Genomic DNA, 16,768 nt, shown 5'->3' on the forward strand with positions numbered 1-16,768 from the left:
TCTCTTCCTTTTACGATGGATTGGATTGTTCGGAATGCTTTTCCAGTAGGTCGTGTTTTCGAATGTCAACGTCGGAAAAATGGAAATAAAACCGTCAAAAAAGTCTAAGAATTTTCAATATTTTCGGCAAAAAATGCGCGCAAACGCTTGTTTTTAATAGGCTTATGCGCTGCACAAAAAGCGGTTGCGGCTGCTGTTGCCTTACCTTTAGAATCGAATCATTCGTTTCACAAATATCAGCAGGTAGAAGGTATGGATAGACAGCGCTGGCTGCAGGGTACCCTGTATAGCCCGGATTTCGAACAGGACAGCTGCGGTTTTGGCCTTATCGCCCAGCTCGACGATAAACCTAGCCACTGGTTGGTGGAGACCGCGATCTCTTCGCTCGCCAAGCTGACCCACCGCGGTGCGGTGGCGGCCGACGGCAAGTCGGGCGATGGCTGTGGCCTGTTGTTCCGCAAACCGGACGGTTTCCTGCGTGCAGTTGCCGAAGAGGGCGGGATCGGTCTGAAAGCGTCTTATGCCGCTGGCTTGGTATTCCACCATCCCGACGAGGAGGCCGGCAAGCGCAGCCTGCGGCGCCTGAAGGAATATCTCGAAGCCCAGCAGCTCGAGGTCGCCGGTTTCCGTACCGTGCCGACTGACGTCTCCGCCTGTGGCGAGGCCGCGCTGCAGACGCTGCCGGCCATTTCTCAGGTATTCGTGAACTGCCCGTTCGGCATGGACGAGCTGACTTTCCAGCGTCGTCTCTACATGGGCCGCCGTCTCGCCGAGAAGGCCAACAAGGCTGATGACGCCTATTTCTACCTGCCGACGCTGTCACCGCACACGATGTCGTACAAGGGTCTGGTGACGCCGGACAACCTGGCGAACTTCTTCCTCGACCTGAAGGACGAGCGCTTCGAGTCCAGCCTGGCGGTGTTCCACCAGCGCTTCTCGACCAACACCTGGCCGCAGTGGAAACTGGCCCAGCCGTTCCGCTTCCTCGCCCACAACGGCGAAATCAACACCGTGCAGGGCAACCGCAACTGGGCCAAGGCGCGCGAGCAGATTCTGCAGTCGCCGCACCTGGATATGGACACGGTACGTCCGATCGTGCAGACCGACGGTTCGGACTCGATGAGCCTCGACAACATGCTCGAAGGCCTGCTGATGGGCGGCATTCCGCTGTTCCGCGCGCTGCGCCTGTTGGTGCCGCCGGCCTGGCAGAACGTCGACTCCACCGACAAGGACCTGCGCGCCTTCTACGAATTCAATTCGATGCACATGGAGCCGTGGGACGGCCCGGCCGGCATCGTGCTGACCGACGGCCGCTATGCCGCCTGTCTGCTGGATCGCAACGGCCTGCGCCCGGCGCGCTGGGTGCTGACCCGTGACAATGTGCTGACCATCGCCTCGGAAGTGGGCGTGTGGGACTACAAGCCGGAAGATGTAGTGCGCAAGGGTCGCGTCAAACCGGGCCAGCTGTTCGCCGCGGATCTTGCAACCGGCGACCTGCTGATGCCGGAAGACATCGATGCGCAACTGAAAAGCGCCAAACCTTACCGCCAGTGGATCAAGGACAGCGCCCAGTACCTGGAACTGTCGATCGAGGACGATAGCGGCATCGAGGCGCTGAGCGCCGACGAGCTGCTGCAGCGCCAGAAGCTGTTCAACCTGACCTTCGAAGAGCGCGACCAGATCCTGCGCGTACTGGCCGAAGACGGCCAGGAAGCGATCGGTTCGATGGGCGACGACACCCCGATGGCGGTGCTATCGCGCAAGATCCGCTCGCCGTTCGACTACCTGCGCCAGCAGTTCGCCCAGGTGACCAACCCGCCGATCGACCCGATCCGCGAGGCGGTAGTGATGTCGCTGAACACCGTGTTCGGCCCGGAACGCAATATGTTCGAGGAGTCGGCCGAACACGCCAAGCGCCTCGAAGTGCGTAGCCCGGTGCTGTCGCATGAGAAGTTCACCCGCGTCACCACCCGTCCGGAAGCGCACCTGAAGGCTACCACCTTCGACCTGTGCTACGACCCGCTGGAAACCGATCTCAAGTCGGCGATCGAGAAGCTGACCCAGCATGTGGCCGATGCGGTGCGCGAAGGCACGGTGGTGGTGGTGCTGTCCGATCGCAACGTCGGTGAGAACCGCCTTCCGATCCACGCGCTGTTCGCCACGGGTGCGGTGCATCATGCGCTGATCGACACCGGCCTGCGCTGTAAGACCAATATCGTGGTGGAAACCGGCTCCGCTCGCGACCCGCACCAGATCGCCGCGCTGATCGGCTACGGCGCGACCGCGGTCTACCCGTATCTCGCCTACCAGACCATCGTCGAGCTGGTGAACCGCGGCGAAGTGTCGCTGAAGGTGAACGAGGCGCTGCAGCACTACCGCAAGGGCATCAACAAGGGTCTGCTCAAGGTGCTGTCGAAGATGGGCATCTCGACCATTGCCTCCTACCGCGGCTCGCAGCTGTTCGAGGCGGTCGGGGTGCATCCGGACGTGGTCGACCTGTGCCTGAAGGGCACGGTGACCCGCATTGCCGGTGCCAACTTCGACGACTTCGAAACCGACCAGAAGCAGCTGTCGCGCTTTGCTTTCAACCCGATGCGCCCGCTGGCGCAGGGGGGCTTGCTCAAGTATGTGCACGGCGAGGAATACCACGCCTACAACCCGGACGTGGTCACCATGCTGCAGAAGGCGGTGCAGAACGGCGACTACGACGCGTACAAGACCTATGCGCACTTGGTGAACGCCCGCCCTGTGGCGATGTTCCGCGACCTGATGAAGCTGAAGGACGTGACCCCGATCGCCATTGAGCAGGTCGAGCCGGTCGAGAGCATCCTGAAGCGCTTCGACTCCGCCGGCATGTCGCTGGGCGCGCTGTCGCCGGAGGCGCACGAGGCGCTGGCCACCGCGATGAACCGTTTGGGTGGTCGTTCCAACTCCGGTGAAGGTGGCGAAGACCAGTCCCGCTACGGCACCGAGCGCATGTCCAAGATCAAGCAGGTGGCTTCGGGCCGCTTCGGCGTCACCCCGCACTACCTGGTGAACGCCGAAGTGCTGCAGATCAAGGTAGCCCAGGGCGCCAAGCCGGGCGAAGGCGGCCAGCTGCCGGGCGACAAGGTGTCCCCGCTGATCGCCGAGCTGCGTCACTCCAAGCCGGGCATCAGCCTGATTTCGCCGCCGCCGCACCACGACATCTACTCGATCGAAGACTTGGCCCAACTGATCTTCGACCTGAAGCAGGTGAACCCGGAAGCGCTGGTGTCGGTGAAACTGGTGGCCGAGCCGGGCGTCGGCACCATCGCCGCCGGTGTGGCCAAGGCCTACGCCGACCTGATCACCATCTCCGGCTACGACGGTGGCACCGGTGCGTCGCCGCTGACCTCGGTGAAGTACGCCGGTACTCCGTGGGAGCTGGGTCTGACCGAGGCGCAGCAGGTGCTGCGCGCCAACGGCCTGCGCGGCCGGGTGCGGATGCAGACGGACGGTGGCCTGAAGACCGGTCTCGACGTGATCAAGGCGGCCATCCTCGGCGCCGAGAGCTTCGGCTTCGGTACCGCGCCGATGATCGCGCTGGGCTGTAAGTACCTGCGCATCTGCCACCTGAACAACTGTGCGACCGGTGTCGCCACCCAGGAAGTGAAGCTGCGTTCGAAGTACTTCCTCGGCTTGCCGGAAATGGTGATGAACTACTTCAAGTTCGTCGCCGAGGAAACCCGCGAGCTGATGGCTCAACTGGGCGTGCGCACCATGGAAGAGCTGATCGGTCGCCTCGATCTGATTGAGCTTGTCGGCGGCGACACCGCCAAGCAGCAGAAACTCGACCTGACTCCGCTGATCTCGCAAGGCCACATTCCGGCATCGGAGCCGCACTTCTGCGTGAGCGAGCGCAACCCGTCCTTCGACAAGGGCGAGCTGGCCGAGCAGATCCTGGCCGACGCGCAGAGCGCGATCGAGAACAAGCAGATGTTGACGCTCGAATACGGCATCGAGAACATCCACCGCTCGATCGGCGCGCGCCTGTCCGGAGAGATCGCCAAGCGCCACGGCGCCGCCGGCCTGCCGGACGGCTGCCTGACGGTGAAGTTCAAGGGCTCGGCCGGCCAGAGTTTCGGCGTGTGGAACGCCCAGGGCCTGCTGCTGGAGCTGGAAGGCGATGCCAACGACTACGTCGGCAAGGGCATGGCCGGCGGCCGCGTGGTGATCTACCCGCCGAAGGGTGCTAGCTACAAGTCGAACGAAGCGACCATCATCGGCAACACCTGTCTGTACGGCGCGACCGGTGGCCAGTTGTTCGCGGCGGGTATCGCCGGCGAGCGCTTCGGCGTGCGTAACTCGGGCGCCCTGGCGGTGATCGAGGGCGCGGGTGACCACTGCTGCGAATACATGACCGGCGGCTGCGTGATCTCGCTGGGCGAGACCGGCTACAACTTCGGTGCGGGCATGACCGGTGGTTTCGCCTTCGTCTACGACCCGAGCGAGAAGTTCGCCTACCGCGTCAATAACGAGCTGATCGACATCCACCTGATCAACGGCGAGGCGATGGGCATGTACCGCGCGTTCCTGCTCGACAAGATCGCCAAGCACGTGGAACTGACCGGTTCGGAAGCGGCGCGCGCCATGCTGGAGAACTTCGACGACTACGTCGACTATTTCTGGCTGGTGAAGCCGAAGGCCGCCAAGCTCGACAGCCTGCTCAAAGACTAAGCCGCAAGATCGCAGGTTGGCCGAACTCGGTTCGGCCAACCCGACAACGACAGGCAAGGATAGGAATGACCTCGGCGCGGGCCGGAAGCCGGCGCCGATCACCGGAAGACCACCATGGGTGACGTATTCAAGTTTATGAATCTGCAGCGCAACCCCGGCGACAAGGTTGACGTGGCAGTACGCAAGATCGAATTCAAGGAAATCTACACGCCGCTGGCCAAGGCCGACGCGGCGGAGCAGGCGGGCCGTTGCCTGTCCTGTGGCAACCCCTACTGTGAGTGGGAGTGCCCGGTTCACAACTACATCCCGAACTGGCTGAAGCTGGTCCAGGAAGGTCGGCTGTTCGAAGCGGCCGAGATGTCGCACAAGACCAACAGCCTGCCGGAAATCTGCGGCCGCGTCTGCCCGCAGGACCGCCTGTGCGAGGGATCCTGTACGCTGAACCAGGGCGGTTTCGGCGCGGTAACGATCGGTTCGGTGGAAAAATACATCACCGACGAGGCATTCAAGGCCGGCTGGCGCCCTGACATGTCAAAAGTCGTCTGGTCCGACAAAAAGGTCGCAATCATCGGCGCCGGCCCGGCTGGCCTCGGTTGCGCCGACATTCTGGTGCGCAACGGCGTGAAGCCGGTGGTGTTCGACCGCTACGAGGAAATTGGCGGTCTGCTGACCTTCGGCATCCCCGAATTCAAGCTGGAAAAGGACGTGGTGAAGACCCGCCGCCTGATCATGGAAGAGATGGGCGTCGAGTTCCGCCTCAATACCGAGATCGGCCGCGACGTCAGCATCGACGAGCTACTCGAAGAGTACGACGCGGTGTTCATGGGCATGGGTGCCTATCAGTACATGAAGGGCGGTTTTGACGGCGAGGGCCTGCCGGGCGTGCTCGAAGCGCTGCCGTTCCTGGTCAACAACGTGCGCAACAGCATGGGCACGCTGGACGGCGAAGCCCATCTATCGATGGCTGGCAAGCGCGTGGTGGTACTCGGCGGTGGCGACACAGCGATGGACTGCAACCGCACCTCGATCCGTCAGGGCGCCGAGAGTGTGATCTGCGCCTACCGTCGCGACGAGGCGAACATGCCGGGCTCGAAGCGTGAAGTGGCCAATGCGAAGGAAGAGGGCGTCGAGTTCCTGTGGAACCGCCAGCCGCTCGGCATCGAGCAGGCCGCCGACGGTTCGCTGCGCCTGAAGCTGGCCGAGACCCGCCTCGGCGACGCCGACGCGAAGGGCCGGCGCAACGCCGAGGTGGTGCCGGGGTCGGAGCAGTTGCTCGAGTGCGACCACGTGATCGTCGCCTTCGGCTTTCAGGTCGAGCGCCAATCCTGGTTCGATCAGGCTCAGATTGAGACCGATCCGCGTGGCCGTACCATTGCCAAGAGCTGCGGTGAGCACAAGTTCCAGACCAGCAACCCGAAGATCTTCGCCGGTGGCGACCAGGTGCGCGGCGCGGACCTGGTGGTGCGTGCGGTGTTTGAAGGCCGCCAGGCGGCCGAGGGCATGCTGGCCTACCTGGGCGTGTGGTAAACGAGTGGTAAAGGAAACAGCGTAAAGTCAAAGCCCACCGTGTGTGGGCTTTGTCTTGCCTGGGCCTTGCTGTACTTCGGTACGCCCCGTTACACGTTACTCTGTCGGCATGGAGTGCCTTGCTGGCATAATGTGGGCCTGCTTCTACAAAAAGCTCCAAAACTAGTTTTATGCTGATGATCGTCTTTGGCGCACTGCTGGCGTCTTTTTTGATGGGTGTCCTGATCATCCGCTTCCTGCATGTGCATGCCCGCTTCACCGCGGATCATGATTTGAACGGTGTGCAGAAGTTTCATGCCACACCGGTACCTCGCATCGGCGGAGTGCCGGTGATGGCCGGCATCGTGGCGGGGGCTTGTGTCGCGAGCCTTAAGTGGCAGAGTGTCGAAATGTGGTTGCTGCTGGCCTCGTCGCTGCCGGCCTATCTGGCTGGGCTGACCGAGGATGTCACCAAGCGCATCGGGCCGTTGCCGCGTTTGCTAGCCACGTTCGTCGCGGCAATGCTGGGGTTCTGGCTGTTGAAGGCGGGGCTGAGCCGTTTGGCCATCCCTGGTGTCGACAGCATTCTTGAGCGCTATTGGTTTCTATCCCTGCTGTTCACCGTTTTTGCAGTGGGCGGCGTTGCTCATGCGATCAACATCATCGATGGCTACAACGGCTTGGCCGGCATGGTGTCGATCTTTATCTTTCTTGCCCTCGCCTATGTCAGTTTCAAGGTGGGCGATATCTCCCTGTTGGGATTGAGCCTGGCTGCTGTGGGCGGCCTCGTCGGTTTCCTGTGCTGGAACTTCCCCCGTGGCTTGATCTTCGCCGGTGACGGCGGCGCTTATCTGGTCGGTTTTTTGATCGCTGAGGTTTCTGTGCTGCTGGTGGCTCGCCATCCGCAGGTATCTCCGTGGTTCCCCTTGCTGCTGGTCATCTACCCAGTGTTCGAAACGTTGTTCTCGATCTATCGGCGCAAGTTTCTCCAGGGGCGGTCGATCGGCTACCCGGACGCCCTGCATTTGCACCAGATGGTCTACAAGCGCATGGTGCGCTGGATGGTCGGTTCGCGTGAGGCACGCCACCTCACCGATCGCAATAGCCTGACGTCTCCATATCTCTGGGCGCTGACTTCATTGGCGGTCGTGCCAGCCATGCTGTTCTGGGACAACACCACGGCCTTGCTTGGCTTCGTCGTGCTGTTCGTGCTTGCCTACGTTGGTCTGTACCGGATGATCATCCGCTTCCGTACGCCGGGTTGGCTGGTGCTGCGCAAGAAGCGCAAGCATTGACCACCCGTTTACTCGCTTGTCTACACACAGCACACAACCGGCCCAGGGCCGGCTGTGTCGTTTCTGCGGCGGCCTAAAACCGTCGCCGGCTTGAAATCGGCCGGTTCTTGCCCCATCTGGGTTTGCATCGTCGGGGGCCAGTGGCCTCTTGAAAAGCCCCAGGGTCATCCCTATTATTAGCACTCGATACCGGAGAGTGCTAAAGCACCCGGTCAATCCGCTGATTTGATTGAGCTTTCATTCTCAACGCCAACGCTTATTTGGAGAGATCAATGGCAATTCGTCCTTTGCACGACCGCGTGGTCATCAAGCGTCTGGAAGCTGAAGAAAAAACTGCTTCCGGCATCGTTCTTCCTGGCGCTGCCGCCGAAAAGCCGGACATGGGCGAAGTGCTCGCCGTCGGCAACGGCAAGATCCTGGACAACGGTGAACGCCGCGCGCTCGACCTGAAAGTGGGCGACAAGGTGATCTTCGGCAAGTACTCCGGCCAGACCGTCAAGGTAGATGGCGAGGAAGTACTGGTGATGCGCGAAGAAGACGTAATGGGCATCGTGGAATAAGTCACGCCCCGCGCAACACGATCAACCGAATACTGATTTGGAGAAGCAGCAATGGCAGCTAAAGACGTAAAGTTTGGTGATTCCGCCCGTCAACGCATGGTCGCTGGCGTGAATGTTCTGGCCGATGCGGTCAAAGTGACCTTGGGCCCGAAAGGCCGTAACGTGGTGCTGGACCGCTCCTTCGGCGCCCCGACCATCACCAAGGACGGTGTATCGGTCGCCAAGGAAATCGAACTGAAGGACAAGTTCGAGAACATGGGTGCGCAGATGGTGAAGGAAGTTGCTTCGAAGACTTCCGATGTGGCCGGTGACGGCACCACCACCGCGACCGTGCTGGCGCAAGCCATCGTGCAGGAAGGCATGAAGTACGTGACCGCCGGCATGAACCCGATGGACCTGAAGCGCGGCATCGACAAGTCGGTGGTCGCCCTGGTCGAAGAGCTGAAGAAGATCGCCAAGCCGTGCGCGACCTCAAAGGAAATCGCCCAGGTGGGCTCGATCTCGGCCAACTCTGACACCGACATCGGTGAGATCATCGCCAACGCGATGGAAAAAGTCGGCAAGGAAGGCGTGATCACCGTTGAAGACGGCAAGTCGCTGCAGAACGAACTGGACGTCGTGGAAGGCATGCAGTTCGACCGCGGCTACCTGTCGCCGTACTTCATCAACAACCAGGACAAGCAGATCGCCCAGCTGGACAACCCGTTCGTGCTGCTGTTCGACAAGAAAATCTCGAACATCCGCGACCTGCTGCCGGTACTGGAACAAGTGGCCAAGGCTGGCCGCCCGCTGCTGATCATCGCCGAAGACGTTGAAGGCGAAGCGCTGGCGACCCTGGTGGTCAACAACATCCGCGGCATCCTGAAGACCGTCGCCGTGAAGGCTCCGGGCTTCGGCGACCGTCGCAAGGCCATGCTGCAAGACATCGCCATCCTGACCGGTGGCGTGGTGATCGCCGAGGAAGTCGGCCTGACCCTGGAAAAGGCCACTCTGGACGATCTGGGCCAAGCCAAGCGCGTCGAGATCGGCAAGGAAAACACCATCATCATCGACGGCGCTGGTTCTGCTGACCAGATCACCGCACGTGTCGGTGAGATCCGTCGCCAGATTGAAGAGGCGACCAGCGACTACGATCGTGAGAAGCTGCAGGAACGCGTGGCCAAGCTGGCCGGCGGCGTGGCCGTGATTAAGGTTGGCGCTGCGACCGAAGTTGAAATGAAAGAGAAGAAGGCTCGTGTCGAAGACGCGCTGCACGCGACCCGTGCCGCCGTTGAAGAAGGCGTGGTGCCTGGCGGTGGCGTTGCGCTGCTGCGTGCTCGTGCGACCCTGGAAACCCTGAAGGGCTCCAACGCCGATCAGGACGCCGGTATCAAGATCGTGCTGAAGGCGATCGAAGCGCCGCTGCGCCAGATCGTGCAAAACGCCGGCGACGAGCCGAGCGTGGTAGTGGCCAAGGTGCTGGAAGGCAAGGGCAACTTCGGCTTCAACGCCGGCAGCGGCGAGTACGGCGACATGATCGAAATGGGCGTGCTGGACCCGGCCAAGGTGACTCGCACCGCGCTGCAGAACGCCGCGTCGATCGCCGGCCTGATGCTGACCACCGACGCCATGGTAGCCGAGCTGCCGGAAGACAAGCCGGCAATGCCGGACATGGGCGGCATGGGTGGTATGGGCGGCATGGGCGGCATGATGTAATCAAGCCGTTCGGCTAACCCGCCGACCGAAAACCCCGCGGATTTCCGCGGGGTTTTTTCATGCCAGCGCGCAGCGTGCCACAATGCAGGCATTGTGAAGAGGAACAATGTATGCAACTGACCGAACTGATCCGGCTGCTTGACGGCACGCTCGAACCCTGGCGCTTCAAAGACTACGCCCCGAACGGCCTGCAGGTGGAAGGGCGCGCGGAGGTAAGGAAGGTGTTGACCGGCACCACCGCATCACAGGCGTTGATCGATGCGGCGATCGCCGAAGGCGCCGATGCGATCCTGGTGCATCACGGTTATTTCTGGAAAAACGAAGATGCCCGCATTACCGGGATCAAGCGGGTGCGGCTGAAAGCGCTGCTCGAGCATGACATCAGCCTGATCGCCTATCACTTGCCGCTGGATGCGCATCCTACGCTAGGCAACAACGCCACATTGGCCGAACAGCTGGGGCTGGTGGCCGAGGGGCAGACCGGCGACCAGGGGCTGCTGTGGTATGGCCGCTGCACCGCGCCGATCACCGCACAGAGCCTGGTCGAGCGGGTCGACACGGCTCTGACGCGACCGCCGTTACTGCTCGGCGACCCGGCGCGACGCATCGAACGGGTATTCTGGTGTACCGGTGGGGCGCAGGGCTTCTTCGAGCAGGCGATTGCCCAGGGGGCCGATGTCTTTATCACCGGGGAGGTGTCGGAGCAGAACTATCATATCGCCGAGGAAAGCGGCGTCGCCTTTATCGCGGCGGGTCACCACGCCACCGAGCGCTACGGAGTCAAGGCGCTCGGCGACTGGCTGGCGACCGAAACGGGACTGGCTGTTGTGCATGTGGATTTGGCTAACCCTGTTTGAAACAGGGTTTTTTTGTTTGTCGAGCCGCATTATTTAGATAACATCTTCAAGTTCATGCTCTTAATCGGGTAAGATTGACCAGTTAATATGCTCGGTTGCCAAGTTAGGGATGACTGAAAATGAATGAAAATCAAGTGGATACGGGGCGCCGTCGGTTTCTGACGGTGGCGACCAGCGCGGTAGGGGGAGTAGCCGTGGCTGGTGTGGCGACGCCGTTTCTGATGAGTTTCTTCCCCTCGGAGCGGGCCAAGGCGGCCGGTGCGCCGGTGGAGGTGGACATCAGCAAGATCGAGCCGGGCCAGAAGATCAACGTGGAGTGGCGCGGCAAGCCGGTTTGGCTGCTTAACCGTACTCCGGAGCAGGTGAAGAACCTGTCGAAGAACGATGATCGCCTGGTCGACCCGAAGTCCGAAGTCGACCAGCAACCGAAGTACTGCCAGAACGAAACCCGTTCGATCAAACCCAACCTGCTGGTCGCCGTAGGCATCTGTACTCACTTGGGCTGTTCGCCGACCTTCCGCCCGGACCTTGCGCCGGCGGACCTTGGCCCGCAATGGCTCGGCGGTTTCTACTGCCCGTGCCACGGCTCCAAGTTCGACCTGGCCGCCCGCGTGTTCCAGGGCGTGCCTGCTCCGAAAAACCTTGAAATCCCGCCGCACAAGTATCTGTCGGATACGCGCGTGCTGATCGGCGAAGACAAATAAAGGCTGAGGGCGAACTCTAATGAACAACAAAGGGCAAACCATTCTCGACTGGATTGACGAGCGCTTCCCGCTTACGTCCACGATGAAGGCGCACATCACCGAGTACTATGCGCCGAGGAACTTCAACTTCTGGTACTTCTTCGGTTCGCTGGCCATGCTGGTGCTGGTGATCCAGATCGTTACCGGCATCTTCCTGACCATGAACTACAAACCGGATGGCACGCTCAACGGCGCCGGCCTGCCGGTGGCGTTCGCGTCGGTCGAATACATCATGCGCGACGTGGCCGGCGGCTGGATCATCCGCTACATGCACTCCACCGGCGCCTCGATGTTCTTCGTCGTGGTCTACCTGCACATGTTCCGCGGCCTGATCTACGGCTCGTATAAGCAGCCGCGCGAACTGATCTGGGTGTTCGGCTCGTTGATCTTCCTGTGCCTGATGGCCGAGGCCTTCATGGGCTACCTGCTGCCATGGGGCCAGATGTCGTTCTGGGGCGCCCAGGTGATCGTGAACCTGTTTGGCTCGATCCCGGTGATCGGCCCAGACCTGTCGGTGTGGATCCGTGGTGACTTCGTGGTGTCTGACGCGACGCTGAACCGCTTCTTCGCCCTGCATGTGATCGCCGTGCCGCTGGTGCTGCTGGCGCTGGTGGTGGCCCACCTGGTGGCGCTGCACGAAGTCGGCTCGAACAATCCGGACGGCGTGGAGATCAAGAAGCACAAGGATCCAGCCACCGGCATCCCGCTCGACGGCATCCCGTTCCACCCGTACTACACCGTGAAGGACATCCTCGGCGTCGCGGTCTTCCTGGTGGTGTTCTCGGCGATCGTATTCTTTATGCCGGAAATGGGCGGCTTCTTCCTGGAGCACCCGAACTTTGACCCGGCCGACCCGCTGAAGACCCCGCCGCACATTGCGCCGGTGTGGTACTTCACTCCGTTCTACGCGATCCTGCGCGCGATTCCCTCCTTCCTCGGTACCCAGGTATGGGGCGTGCTGGGCATGGGCGCTGCCGTGGTGCTGATCGCACTGTTGCCGTGGTTGGACAAGTCACCGGTCAAGTCGATCCGCTACCGTGGTCCGAAGTTCAAGATCATGCTGACACTGTTCATTATCAGCTTCATTGGCCTGGGTACCCTCGGCGCACTGCCGCCGACCGCGAGCCGCACGCTGATCTCGCAGATCTTCTCGGTGCTCTACTTCGCATTCTTCCTCGGCATGCCGTTCTACACCAAGAACGACGTCGGCCGCACCCCGGTGCCGGAGCGCGTGACCGACACCAACGGCCGCCGCCAGCTCGTGTTCCTGGTCCTGGTCGCAGTGACCGTGATCGGCGCGACGCTGTTCGCCAAGCTTGTGTAATCAAGGGGATGACCGACATGAAAACCAAAATTCGTCATCTGCTCGCCGCTGCCGCGCTGATGCTGCCGCTGGCGGCTCATGCGGCCGAAGAGGGCCCGGCGCTGGACAAGGCCGAGATCGACATCCAGGACACCGAGAGCCTGCAGCGTGGTGCGCAGGTCTTCCTGAACTACTGCCTGTCCTGCCATTCGGCGAGCATGATGCGTTACAATCGCCTGATGGACATCGGTCTGTCCGAGCAGCAGATCAAGGACAACCTGCTGCCGGACGGTGCCAAGATCGGCGACCAGATGACGGTGTCGATGACCAAGAAAGACGCCAAGCTCTGGCTGGACAACACCCCGCCGGATCTCTCGCTGACTGCGCGTTCGCGTGGTGCCGATTGGCTGTACACCTATCTGCGTAGCTTCTATCGTGATCCGAGCCGCCCGACCGGATGGAACAACCTGGTGTTCGACAAGGTGGCGATGCCGCACGTGCTGTGGGAGTTGCAGGGCGATCAGGTGCTGAAGACCACGAAGGACGCCGAAGGGCACGAGGTGAAGAAGTTGGAGCTGGTGAAGGCCGGCACGATGACCAAGCTGGAGAACGGCAAGGCCAATACGTTGGACTACGATAAACGTATAAAAGATCTAACTAACTACCTGGTGTTCATGGGCGAGCCGGCGCAGGTGACCCGCCGCCAGATTGGTTATGCCGTACTGATGTTCCTCGGCTTGCTGCTGTTGCCGCTTACCTACTTCCTGAAGAAGGAATACTGGAAAGACATTCACTAAGCGCAGCGAGGCATGGCTGGAAGAGGGCGGGGATATCCCCGCCTTTTTGCATGGAGCGGCTGGTTTCACGCTGCGCTTGGTCGCGGGTGAGTAATCGTGTGAAGAAAGGGGTAATTCCCCTTGTCTGTCAATGGGTTGTCTGCAAAAACTGGAAAAAGGAACCGCGTGGATGCTACAATCGCACGGTTTAACGATTGCCATTTCCAGGGATAACCATATCACCATGATGACCTTGTACTCCGGGATCACCTGCCCGTTCAGCCAGCGCTGCCGTATCGTCCTGTTCGAAAAGGGCATGGATTTCGAGATCATCGACGTCGACATCCATAACAAGCCGGAAGATCTCGCGGTGATGAATCCGTACAACGAGGTGCCGGTGCTGGTCGAGCGCGATCTGATCTTGCATGAATCGAACATCATCAACGAGTACATCGACGAGCGCTTCCCGCATCCGCAACTGATGCCGGCCGACCCGGTGATGCGTGCCCGCGCCCGCCTGTTCCTGTTCCGCTTCGAACAGGAACTGTTCGCCCACGTGAAGACGCTGGAGAGCGGAGCCACCGGTAAGGAAGCCAACAAGGCTCGCGAAGCGATCCGCGAGGGCCTGACGATGATCGCCCCGATCTTCACCAAGCAGAAGTTCATGCTCGGCGATGAGTTCTCGATGATCGACGTGGCGATCGCGCCGCTGATGTGGCGTCTAGAGCACTACGGCATCGACTTGGGCAAGGCTTCTGCGCCTATCCTGAAGTACGCCGAGCGCATCTTCCAGCGCCAGGCCTTCATCGACTCGCTGACCCCGGCCGAAAAGGCCATGCGCAAGTAAGGAGCGGCCATGTCCGGCAGTACCAAACCGTATCTGATCCGTGCGCTGTACGAATGGTGCTGCGATAACGGACACACGCCGTACGTGGTGGTGTGGGTCGACGAGCACACCGACGTGCCGCGCGAATTCGTGAAAAACAACGAAATCGTGCTGAATATCGGCCCGGGCGCCACCAAGAACCTGCACATCGACAACCAGTGGCTGTCGTTTTCAGCCCGCTTCGGCGGCGTAGCCCGCGAATTGTGGGTGCCGGTCGGCAATGTGATGTCGATTTTTGCCCGCGAGACCGGAGAGGGAATGGGCTTCGAGGTTGAGAAGACCGAGCCGACTCCGCCAGTACGCGAGCCGGTGGCGCTCAAGCCGGTAGAGTCGGGGCCCGTCCCGGCGACCTCCGGCACGACGCCGGATGGCGACCCGCCACCGCGTCCGAGCGGTCGGCCGTCTCTGCGCATCGTCAAATAGGCTGCCGTTCGACTATCCCGCCTACCCGCCGCAGGCGGGTTTTTCATACCGGGCAACCGTTATCGACGTTCCGAGGCGATAAGCCGCTCGGACCGCAATCTTGATGGAGAGTGTTATGAAGGAACCCCAATTGATCCAGTCCCTGCAGGCACGCGGGCTGGTCGCGCAGACCACCGATGCCGAGGCGCTCGATGCGCTGTTGGCCGAAAAGTCGGTGACGCTGTATTGCGGTTTCGATCCGACTGCCGACAGCCTGCATATTGGCAGCCTAGTGCCGCTTCTGACGCTCAAGCGCTTCCAATTGGCCGGCCACCGTCCGATCGCACTGGTCGGTGGGGCTACCGGCATGATCGGCGATCCGAGCTTCAAGGCCACCGAGCGTAAGCTCAATACGCTCGATGTAATCGCTGGCTGGGTCGACAAGATCCGTGCGCAGGTCGAGCCGTTCCTGTCGTTCGAGGGCGAGAACGCCGCCATCGTCGACAACAACTACAACTGGCTTGGCCAGATCAATGTGCTCGACTTCTTGCGCGATGTTGGCAAGCATTTCTCGGTCAACGCGATGATCAGCAAGGAGTCGGTGAAGCAGCGCATCAACCGAGACGACGTGGGTATCTCGTTCACCGAGTTCTCTTACAGCCTGCTGCAGGGCTACGACTTTGCTGAACTCAACAAGCGCTACGGCTGCCAGCTGCAGATCGGCGGCTCGGACCAGTGGGGTAATATCACCGCCGGTATCGATCTGACTCGCCGCCTGAACCACCAGCAGGTGTTTGGCTTGACCCTGCCGCTGGTCACCAAGTCGGACGGCACCAAATTCGGCAAGACCGAGAGCGGCACCATCTGGTTGGACGCGAAAAAGACGTCTCCGTACAAGTTCTATCAGTTCTGGCTCGGCACCGCCGATGCCGACGTCTACCGCTTCCTGAAATACTTCACCTTCCTGGAGGTCGAGGAGATCGACGCAATCGAAGCGGCTGATCAGGCAAGCGGTACCAAGCCGGAGGCGCAGCGCATCCTGGCCGAGAAGGCGACCGAGCTGGTACACGGCCGCGATGCGGTGGTGGCGGCGCAGCGCATCAGCCATAGCCTGTTCGCGGAAGACCAGAGCTCGCTGACCGAAGGCGACTTCGAGCAGCTGGCGCTCGACGGCTTGCCGACTGTGACGCTGTCGCGCGAGCAGGGCAGCCTGATCGACGCGCTGGTGGCCGGTGAGCTGGCAACGTCGAAGAGCCAGGCGCGTGGCTTTATCGAGAGCGGTGCGGCGGTGGTGAACGGCGCCAAGGTCACCGAGCTGAGCTACGCGATGGGCGACACCGATCGCCGCTTCGGCCGCTATACGCTGCTGCGTCGCGGCAAGAAGAACCACTGCCTGGTGATCTGGCAGTAATCGCGACGATTCGGCCAACCTCGAAGGTTGGCCACATGCAAAATCGCGCCGTGATGGCGTAATGCCGTTCACTTAGCAGATCGAACCTGTTTGATTGGGTAACGGGACGGCAGCTTTTTCACCACGCGGGGGCATTCACGCCCCCGCCGTTGTTTCGGTAGCAACAACTCCCCGAGGCGTTCCCGCAGACGCAGCAAGCGCGCCGGCAAGGTGCCGGGGCTGCTGATCGCCAGCCAGCTCCACTCATAGCGCAAATAATGCAGCGCTGTCGTAAAGCTAAGATCGGTCGGCGCAACCCCCACTTCCCGCGCGATCTCAGCCATCTCCAGTCGGACCAGGTTGTAGGCCAAGAGCGTCCCCCAAACTTCCTGTCGGACGGTCTCTGGAGTGCCACTGCGTAACGTCAATTCGTCCCCCAACATGTCCTGCTTCAGCTCGCGGTAGCTGGTCTCGATCTGCCAGCGTTCCTGGTATTGCGCCGCGATCTCCTTGGCCGGCCACGCCTTGGCATCCAGCAAGGAGGTCAACAAGATGCGCCGGCGCCCATGCCGAGACACCGTTTCGATGGCCCGCGCTTCCCAGTGGGATGGCAGGGCCGGAGTGTGTTCCCTTGCTTGCGGCGACACCTTCATTCGG

Annotated in this window: 13 protein-coding genes; 12 read left to right on the forward strand and 1 reads right to left on the reverse strand. The window is 61.3% G+C overall.

The genetic code is table 11. The annotated features are described in order from the left end of the window. The first annotated feature begins 252 nt into the window (after nucleotides 1–252). From gltB to tyrS, 12 genes are all read left to right on the forward strand, one after another. Nucleotides 253–4,698 carry a glutamate synthase large subunit gene (gltB, locus tag QU481_RS17380; RefSeq protein ID WP_289831292.1) on the forward strand — a complete coding sequence of 1,482 codons (4,446 nt, stop codon included), beginning with the start codon at nucleotides 253–255 and terminating at the stop codon, nucleotides 4,696–4,698. Between the two features lie 114 nt (nucleotides 4,699–4,812). Further along, complete coding sequence (locus QU481_RS17385; protein ID WP_289831293.1) at nucleotides 4,813–6,225, forward strand: FAD-dependent oxidoreductase; 1,413 nt, start codon at nucleotides 4,813–4,815, stop codon at nucleotides 6,223–6,225. Between the two features lie 170 nt (nucleotides 6,226–6,395). Further along, nucleotides 6,396–7,499, forward strand: a complete 1,104-nt coding sequence (locus QU481_RS17390; protein ID WP_289831294.1) for an MraY family glycosyltransferase — start codon at nucleotides 6,396–6,398, stop codon at nucleotides 7,497–7,499. A 272-nt stretch (nucleotides 7,500–7,771) separates the two neighbouring features. Further along, nucleotides 7,772–8,059: a co-chaperone GroES gene (gene groES / locus QU481_RS17395; protein WP_289831295.1), complete on the forward strand. Its 288-nt coding sequence runs from the start codon at nucleotides 7,772–7,774 to the stop codon at nucleotides 8,057–8,059. A gap of 51 nt (nucleotides 8,060–8,110) precedes the next feature. Then, nucleotides 8,111–9,754 (forward strand): chaperonin GroEL, encoded by a 1,644-nt coding sequence (gene groL, locus QU481_RS17400; protein ID WP_289831296.1) that lies wholly within the window; start codon nucleotides 8,111–8,113, stop codon nucleotides 9,752–9,754. Between the two features lie 110 nt (nucleotides 9,755–9,864). Then, nucleotides 9,865–10,611, forward strand: a complete 747-nt coding sequence (locus QU481_RS17405) for a Nif3-like dinuclear metal center hexameric protein (RefSeq protein WP_289831297.1) — start codon at nucleotides 9,865–9,867, stop codon at nucleotides 10,609–10,611. 119 nt (nucleotides 10,612–10,730) lie between these two features. Continuing rightward, a complete protein-coding gene (petA, locus tag QU481_RS17410; RefSeq protein ID WP_289831298.1) occupies nucleotides 10,731–11,315 on the forward strand; it encodes a ubiquinol-cytochrome c reductase iron-sulfur subunit in 585 nt (194 codons plus the stop codon). Nucleotides 11,316–11,334: 19 nt separating this feature from the next. Next, nucleotides 11,335–12,678 (forward strand): cytochrome b, encoded by a 1,344-nt coding sequence (locus QU481_RS17415; protein ID WP_289831299.1) that lies wholly within the window; start codon nucleotides 11,335–11,337, stop codon nucleotides 12,676–12,678. A 17-nt stretch (nucleotides 12,679–12,695) separates the two neighbouring features. Then, nucleotides 12,696–13,454, forward strand: a complete 759-nt coding sequence (locus QU481_RS17420; RefSeq protein ID WP_289831300.1) for a cytochrome c1 — start codon at nucleotides 12,696–12,698, stop codon at nucleotides 13,452–13,454. A gap of 223 nt (nucleotides 13,455–13,677) precedes the next feature. Next, nucleotides 13,678–14,280, forward strand: coding sequence for a glutathione S-transferase N-terminal domain-containing protein (locus tag QU481_RS17425; protein WP_289831301.1), 603 nt, complete (start codon nucleotides 13,678–13,680; stop codon nucleotides 14,278–14,280). A 9-nt stretch (nucleotides 14,281–14,289) separates the two neighbouring features. After that, complete coding sequence (locus QU481_RS17430; RefSeq protein WP_289831302.1) at nucleotides 14,290–14,742, forward strand: ClpXP protease specificity-enhancing factor; 453 nt, start codon at nucleotides 14,290–14,292, stop codon at nucleotides 14,740–14,742. Nucleotides 14,743–14,857: 115 nt separating this feature from the next. Beyond that, a complete protein-coding gene (gene tyrS / locus QU481_RS17435; RefSeq protein ID WP_289831303.1) occupies nucleotides 14,858–16,132 on the forward strand; it encodes a tyrosine--tRNA ligase in 1,275 nt (424 codons plus the stop codon). 68 nt (nucleotides 16,133–16,200) lie between these two features. On the opposite strand, the gene QU481_RS17440 is transcribed toward tyrS, so the two are convergent. Then, a partial coding sequence (locus QU481_RS17440; RefSeq protein ID WP_289831273.1) for a transposase occupies nucleotides 16,201–16,768 on the reverse strand: 568 nt, incomplete at its 5' end.

The sequence above is a fragment of the Crenobacter oryzisoli genome (assembly GCF_030385785.1).
Taxonomy (GTDB): Bacteria; Pseudomonadota; Gammaproteobacteria; order Burkholderiales; family Chromobacteriaceae; genus Crenobacter_A; species Crenobacter_A oryzisoli.